Here is a 6,463-nt window from a genome sequence, read left to right as displayed (position 1 = left end):
TAAGAACAGGAATATCTGTCACAACCATCTCCCATATGAGCGATGGTTCAACGGAAGAGTATTGGTGAACGAGAATATTTCTCATACCGATTATCCCTTTCCAAGGAATAGTTGGATCAGCATCATGGACCTCTTTAGACATTGCACGCGATGCTTCCCCAATGATCTGCAGATGATACAGAATCCAGACCTGAACCAGTTCATCAGATTCGAAACTCTCCTTCCCACGGGAGGCATATCTCTCAATTGCTTCTATCGCATCGAGAACATCCAATATCAGATCCTTTTCCATCCTCATAGGAGAACTGCATCCTTAAGAACACGCTCTTTCAACCTTTTCTTTAGACCTCCATCAGTCATGACATCCACATCACATCCTAAAAGAGCTTTCAGATCCATCTGAAAGGAGCCGAGATCAAGAAGTGTTCTCCCTTCCTTCATCGAAACGAGAAAATCGATGTCACTATGCGAAGTATCTGTACCTCTCGAGACAGAACCACATAATCTGATATTGTACACCCCATATCGGGATCCAATCTGAAGGATCTCTTCACGTTTTTGAGCCACAAGTAACCGGTGATCTCCCTGATCAAACACAGGAACTGATATTGTTCTTGTTGTCATCAAATCACACCTTGATGTGAATCAATCGTAAGATGACTGACACTATACTATCCTCCCTTTCTTAACGGATAAAGAAACCGATAGAAGACAAAAATCACAGGAGTCAGGGCATCACTATCCGGTATTACCCTGCCCCGAGCAGTAGCGCAACCCCGGGTATCGTTGCCAGTGAAAGGATCGTTGAGATAAACACCCCTTTAGATGCAATCTCAGCATTCACCCCGTACTCCTCTGCAAGCAGAACCGTATTTGCGGCCACCGGCATTGCAGCAAGGATGACCGGCACACTGAGGAGGAGTGGGTCAGATACAAACGGACGGAGCAGGAGAAGCAGGACAATTGGAATGATCACAAGTCGGAAGGCAGAAATCACCCAGATCCGGAAATCACCTACCATCGAACTGAGTGGGAGTGGTGCCAGCAGGGCCCCTATCACGATCATCGCAAGCGGGGTCGTGACCGAACCAAGAAGGGAGATAGAATCAGAGATCGGGGATGGAATAGTAATACCAGTGAAGAAGAATAACAGACCTACAAGGGAGGCTATAAGTCCGGGGGATAATATCCGCTTTAGATCAGGATTCCTGGCAAGGTCAGGCCGCAGCAGAAAGACACCGATAGTAAAGACCAGCAGACCGAACGGGATGTTGATGAGTGTTACATAGAAGAGTGACTCATCACCGAACAGAGTCTGGCAGACAGGATACCCCATAAACCCAAGATTTGAGAAGATGAGCATGAACCTGAAGACTCCGGACTCAAACCGTGACCCTGATATCAGATATGGGACCAGAAAGGCGACGAGAAATGAGATCGCATACACCACAAGTTCAATCATGAAGATGACGGTGATCTCATGAATCCGGTCCGGAGTAACCGGAACCTGCATACTCTCGATGATCAGGCAGGGCAGTGCGATGTTTACCAGCAAAGCTGAAAGTCCGGATACCCCTGCACGAGTAATCACCCCGGTACGGTATGCCAGATACCCCACTGCGATCAGGATGAACAGGGTGAGAATACTCTCAATAATCGGGAGGAGATCCATAAGTGATCACATTTAAGACCGGAGAATTCCAACTCACCACTCTGTCAGGATATCCTTCCCGGACTCATGAATCAGGGCGATGGGAGAGCCGAGTCTGAACTTAGCAAACCAGCAATATTCACAGATTTCTATCCACGCAGGGTAAAACCTTTTCATAAAACCGAAACATGTATGATATTGGGCCGTGAGGAGTATCTGATAGACCATGATCGCGGTTATTCTTCTGATATTCATCCCGCCAGGTACCGGGAAGGTAACCTCATATCATCAGCAGTCAATGCATACGTAGTATCCAGGCCTCATGCATCATACTAAATCAGGATGCGAAGGCTTTGAATTGAATCATTTCACATCTGAACCTATCATAACGCAGAAACAAAATAAGTGCTCTGATCACATGAACAAGAATAAACTATTCATCGGAAATCTGCATTATTCGGTCACTGAAGATCAGTTACGGGCATTGTTCGCACCGTATGGCAATCTCATCAGTGTAAAAGTGATGCCAGGGAAAGGGTATGGATTCATTGAGATGGGAACTCCTGGACAGGCCCAAAAGATAAAAGATACCCTGAGTGAATCGGTATTCCAGGGAAGAAGACTGCTCATCGATGGCGTACCGTCAAAACAATCAGAGACCAGGAAATGGGCCTCTATCCCAACTGAATCCCGCAGATCAGGACGAAAACCTGACCGGAGAGAAAATTCAGACCGGCGACCCCGGGCAGAAGTTTCCATCCAGCCTGCAGAGCAGGCTCATCATCTCATCGACGTAACCGATGAGTTCAAAAAATCAAAGAAACCAGAACAGAAATCAGAGAAAACAGCAGTTCGTATCGGCCAGTATGCAGCTCCAGCCGCTGCTAAGAAAACCCAGAAAACTGTACCTTCAGGACGGGATCCTCAAACAACTGGGCCCGTAAAGCAGGTACGAGAGGGTCAGGATCAACCAAAAGGGAAGAACTCGCCACCATCAGGTCAGGGAAAGAAAACCACGTATCAGGGAAACAGGAGTGAACCAGACCGTAGATCCGGTGAGACAAAACCGAAGAAGATGAAGGAAAAACCACCGAAGAACCCACATCCCTACCAGGGTTCAAAGAAATCAAGATCAGTACCGAAACCTGACCGCGAACCGAAGCATGATTCACCTGAAACTCAGGAAGACGAGAGAATGAGTTATCTCAAGTACATGGCATCACGGGCAGGAAAGAAAGAATAATGAACTATTGAAGATGATTCACGAAGAAGTGAAGAAGATACCGGTCGGGCTGGTCAGGTGTGATGATTATGATGAAGACCAGATCCATCAGGCAGTCAGGGAAGCAATCGACCTGACAGGCGGGATCAGTAGATACCTGAAACCGGGGATGCATGTCCTTGTAAAGCCAAATATCCTGATGGGAGCCGATCCCGCAAAAGCAGTATGTACCCATCCGGCAGTACTGAAGGCCGTATGCCAGATCATCACCGGCCTTGGCTGTACAATAACCGTTGCAGACAGTCCAGGTGCAGGAATTCCGTATAAACCAAAAAACCTGATCAAGGCATATGAACTTGCTCATTACACCGGGATCGGAACTCTGCCGGGTGTCACCCTGAACGAAGACACCTCGTCACGGGCAGTATCATTTCCCGAGGGTTTTTTTGTTAAGCAGTTTGAGATTATCACCCCGATCCTCAACGCTGATGCAGTTGTGGTCGTCTCCAAATTAAAGACCCATATCTACACCGGCATGACCGGAGCTACCAAGAATATGTTCGGTGCAATCCCTGGACTTGACAAACCGCCATATCATGCCAGGCTCCAGGATGCCGATTCATTCGGAAAGATGCTCCTTGATCTGAACCGCTGCATTAAACCAGTGCTCCAGATCATGGATGCAGTTGACATCATGGAAGGGGACGGTCCGATGGCGGGAACACCGATCAGGCTCGGGGCCATACTCGCAAGTCCGGATTACCTGGCCCTAGATATCATTGCAGCCAGGCTTATCGGATTTGATCCGATTTCCATCGGGAGCATCAAGGAAGCAGCAGAACGTGGGTTGGTTGATGAGAGTATGGTGGAAATACGGGGGGTGGCGGTTGAGGAACTTGCAAACCCCGGGATCAAGAAGCCAGAGACCCAACTCCCGGGAGATAGCAGTTCATGGATTCGCACCCTTCTTCGACCTGTTCTTCACCGGTTAGCGGGATCATATACCCTTCATCCGAACCTCATCAAAAAGAACTGCATCCGCTGTCTTAAGTGTGAGCGGATCTGTCCGGTAAGTGCTATCACGATTAATAATGGGTATCCCGGGTTTGATGTCGATACCTGCATCAGATGCTATTGCTGTCATGAGATGTGTGACTCCCATGCAATCAGGCTCCAGCCCGGATTGCTTTACCGCATATTGCGGCCATTCATCAGATAACCCGGTATTCCCCAGGAAAAAGAGAGGAGCAATGCAGGTGTCTGGTACCTGAAGAGACATGGAACGTCCTTCAGTACACAAGTTATTTCATCCGTCGTAGGTAACGAATTACCACATGTTGGAAACAATACCCGGGTTAATAGACCTATTCATCCATCTTGATAAATATCTGCCATCAATGGTCGCCTCGTACGGGGATCTCATCTATGCCATCCTCTTTGCCATCATCTTCTGTGAGACTGGCCTTGTAGTCACACCGTTTCTTCCCGGTGATTCACTTCTCTTCATTGCCGGGACCGTCGCTGCAGTCGGCGGGCTGAACATCCAGGTTCTGTGGGTCCTGATCGTTGCCGCAGCTATCCTCGGGGATAACATGAATTACTTTATCGGAAGATTTGTCGGTAAGAAAATTCTTGATCTGAACCTGCCGATGATTAAGCAGGAGCATCTTGACAAAACCCATGAATACTTCGAAAAGTACGGGCCGCTCACCATCATCATAGCCAGGTTCGCCCCCTTTGTCCGGACATTTACCCCGTTTATTGCCGGAATGGGAGCAATGGAGTATAAAAAATTCCTACCTTTCGATATCTGTGGCGGTGTGTTCTGGGTAAGTTCCTTTATGTTGGCCGGGTACTTTCTGGGTACCATTCCGGTCATCAAAGAGAACATGTCACTCGTCGCTCTCATCATCATCGTGATCTCTCTCGGGGCAGTCGGGTCCATCATCGTTGAGATCATCAGATTTTTCAAGAACTGCATCACCTGCCGGATGAAGTAGCGCTCATTACCATACCCCTTTTCGTAACTTTTTTGATCTCTCACTCATGATCTCATACCATGCGGTATTATCCAGCTCCTGAATCTGCCATTATGATGCCTCATCTGATCGAAGCAGTCAGGGAGGCATTCATAGATCATGGAAACGGGAGCTGTGAGATGCCCCCAAAAAGTTATGTCACACTTCCCGGTGGTGACTTCAGGACCATGCCTTCCTACCTTCCGGGACTACGGATTGCCGGAGTCAAGGTAGTAAATGTGCATCCGGATAACCGTACAAAGGGACTTCCTACCGTGATGGGGATGATAATCCTTCTCGATCCCCCCTCCGGAAAGCCAGTTGCAATCCTGAACGCAACCGCTCTGACTGACCTCCGAACCGGGGCTGCTGCAGCAGTTGCCACTGAGGTGCTCTCCAGTGAGAAAACCGGAACACTCGGGATCATCGGGGCAGGACGACAGGCACTATCAGGACTGTTGGCCATCAGCGAGGTTTTTCAGGTTGAATCGGTCAAAGTCTGGTCACGGAATGAAAAGACTGCAACCAGATTTACTGAGAAATTCCCGGATCTGAATATCACCGTGACCAACCTTGAGCAGGCTTCAGATGCAACAGTGCTGCTGACCGCCACCCCTTCCACAAAATCGCTCATCAAAGACGAATGGATTGCTGACGGAACCCATATCAATGCCATCGGAGCGGATGCACCAGGGAAACAGGAATTAGATCCAAACCTGTTGACCCGCTCACAGATCTTCGTTGATGATCGCAAGCAGGCAGTTCATTCAGGAGAGGTGAATGTACCGATCCGTGACGGTCTGCTTTCAGCAGAAGATATCACCGGTACTCTGGGAGAAGTACTGATAGGCAAAATCGGAAGGAGTGATCCAGAGTCAGTTACTATCTTTGACTCGACTGGAATTGCAATCACTGATCTAGCGGCAGCATCAGTAGCATTGCAGAAAGGATCGTTTATCGAACTTCCATACGAACACGGTTTTTAATCCCGGATCCCTAACCGGTACTGAACCGGATACCACCAGCAGGTATCCCGATCTCAAATCGGGCACCGGTTCCATATACTCCGGTTTCGCTGATAGAAAGGCTGGTGATCGAGAGAATCTCCCGGGAGAGAAAGAGTCCGAACCCGGTATTATTGAAATATTTCCGGTTGAAGATGTTCTCCTTCTCTTCCGGGGGAATACCCCCGCCATTGTCACTGCAGACCAGGACTTTCCCTCCATCCAGATCTTCAAGTACAAACGAGATCAGGGAGAGATTTCTGCCGTACCGCAGGGAGTTGTCAATCAGGTTGAAGAAGACTTTTTCAAGCAGGGGATCTGCAAATATCTCAAGATTACCTAGATCGATCGAGATACTGACTGAACCCGTATCAAACAAACTTGCTGCACGTGAGATAGTTGCTTCAAGATCCTGCCATATCGGTGACTGGACACCAATGGTCTGGTAGTCACGGGTAAAGAGGATCTGCCGGTGGATCGTATCTGCAGTCTTCTTTTCTTTCTCGATTAACCCAAGAAGTTCCTCGCTGTCGGTGAGATCCTCAGATATCTCCAGATACCCGGAGAG

Annotated in this window: 8 protein-coding genes; 4 read left to right on the top strand and 4 right to left on the bottom strand. The window is 48.5% G+C overall.

Going from position 1 to position 6,463, the window contains the following annotated elements; genetic code table 11:
* The 3 genes from LUQ50_RS07610 to LUQ50_RS07600 form a co-directional block, all read right to left on the bottom strand.
* A partial coding sequence (locus tag LUQ50_RS07610) for a HepT-like ribonuclease domain-containing protein (RefSeq protein WP_300038629.1) occupies window positions 1-298 on the bottom strand: 298 nt, incomplete at its 3' end.
* Window positions 295-624 carry a nucleotidyltransferase family protein gene (locus LUQ50_RS07605; RefSeq protein ID WP_300038626.1) on the bottom strand — a complete coding sequence of 110 codons (330 nt, stop codon included), beginning with the start codon at window positions 622-624 and terminating at the stop codon, window positions 295-297. The genes LUQ50_RS07605 and LUQ50_RS07610, both read right to left, overlap by 4 nt.
* Window positions 625-748: 124 nt before the next feature.
* On the bottom strand, window positions 749-1,672 hold the full coding sequence (locus LUQ50_RS07600; RefSeq protein ID WP_300038622.1) for an AEC family transporter: 924 nt from the start codon (window positions 1,670-1,672) through the stop codon (window positions 749-751).
* A 397-nt stretch (window positions 1,673-2,069) separates the two neighbouring features.
* On the opposite strand from LUQ50_RS07600, the gene LUQ50_RS07595 reads away from it, so the two are divergent.
* From LUQ50_RS07595 to LUQ50_RS07580, 4 genes are all read left to right on the top strand, one after another.
* On the top strand, window positions 2,070-2,894 hold the full coding sequence (locus tag LUQ50_RS07595) for an RNA-binding protein (RefSeq protein WP_300038619.1): 825 nt from the start codon (window positions 2,070-2,072) through the stop codon (window positions 2,892-2,894).
* 13 nt (window positions 2,895-2,907) lie between these two features.
* Window positions 2,908-4,092: a DUF362 domain-containing protein gene (locus LUQ50_RS07590; RefSeq protein WP_300038616.1), complete on the top strand. Its 1,185-nt coding sequence runs from the start codon at window positions 2,908-2,910 to the stop codon at window positions 4,090-4,092.
* 115 nt (window positions 4,093-4,207) lie between these two features.
* A complete protein-coding gene (locus tag LUQ50_RS07585) occupies window positions 4,208-4,873 on the top strand; it encodes a VTT domain-containing protein (RefSeq protein ID WP_300038613.1) in 666 nt (221 codons plus the stop codon).
* A gap of 59 nt (window positions 4,874-4,932) precedes the next feature.
* Window positions 4,933-5,877, top strand: coding sequence for an ornithine cyclodeaminase family protein (locus tag LUQ50_RS07580; protein ID WP_300038610.1), 945 nt, complete (start codon window positions 4,933-4,935; stop codon window positions 5,875-5,877).
* A gap of 10 nt (window positions 5,878-5,887) precedes the next feature.
* Here LUQ50_RS07580 and LUQ50_RS07575 read toward each other — a convergent pair.
* Window positions 5,888-6,463, bottom strand: a 576-nt coding sequence (locus LUQ50_RS07575; protein ID WP_300038607.1) for a sensor histidine kinase KdpD, incomplete at its 5' end; no start/stop codon positions are given.

The organism is Methanospirillum sp. (assembly GCF_028679455.1).
In the GTDB taxonomy this organism is placed as follows: domain Archaea; phylum Halobacteriota; class Methanomicrobia; order Methanomicrobiales; family Methanospirillaceae; genus Methanospirillum.
This window is presented reverse-complemented; position numbering and strand designations above follow the sequence as displayed.